At 71.3% G+C, this 727-nt stretch carries 1 protein-coding gene and 1 pseudogene; both read left to right on the top strand.

Going from position 1 to position 727, the window contains the following annotated elements:
* Positions 1-237, top strand: a pseudogene (locus IH13_RS0102550) (cation acetate symporter); the annotation flags it as partial.
* Between the two features lie 198 nt (positions 238-435).
* Positions 436-727: LacI family DNA-binding transcriptional regulator (locus IH13_RS0102545; RefSeq protein WP_158791024.1), on the top strand; the 292-nt coding region annotated here is incomplete at its 3' end.

Raw genomic sequence — 727 nt, 5'->3', positions numbered from 1 at the left:
GGGCTCATCCCCGCCGTAGTGCTCGTCGTGCTCTCCCCGGTCGTGTCGGGGAGCCCGGCGTCCCTCTTCCCGGGCCTGGACTTCCAGCTCTTCCCGCTGGAGAACCCCGGCCTGGTGTCCGTCCCCGCCGGGTTCCTGGCCGGCTGGGCCGGTACGGTCACCTCTCCGGAACCTCCCGACGAGGCGAAGCACGCCGAGACGGAGGTCCGCTCACTCACCGGGGCCGGAGCGGTGTAGGCGGCGTCCGGCAGGGCCGAGACGGGGCGCTCCAGGGACGTGCCTCGTACGGTGGCCCGGCGGTGACACGGCGACGCGCCGACGCGGCCGGGCGCGCCGTCCGCACACCCCTTGCCTCCGGCAGCTCGGTCTGTGAGCCTTTCCGGGACGTCGGCACCAGCGCAATCGACTTGCGTTTCTTGCGCTAATCTTGCGTTCATGACGCGACGACTTGCTCAAGTGGCCCGGAAAGTGGGAGTCAGTGAGGCCACGGTCAGCCGAGTGCTCAACGGCAAGCCGGGTGTCTCCGACGCCACGAGGCAAGCCGTCCTCTCCGCCCTCGACGTCCTCGGCTACGAGCGGCCCACCCAGCTGCGCGGCGAACGCGCCAGGCTGGTCGGCCTGGTCCTGCCCGAGTTGCAGAACCCGATCTTCCCCGCCTTCGCCGAGGTCGTCGGTGGTGCGCTGGCCCAGCAGGGCCTGACCCCGGTGCTCTGCACGCAGACCAAGG

Origin of the sequence: Streptomyces sp. NRRL WC-3549, from assembly GCF_000721935.1 — a bacterium.
Lineage (GTDB): Bacteria > Actinomycetota > Actinomycetes > Streptomycetales > Streptomycetaceae > Streptomyces.
This window is presented reverse-complemented; position numbering and strand designations above follow the sequence as displayed.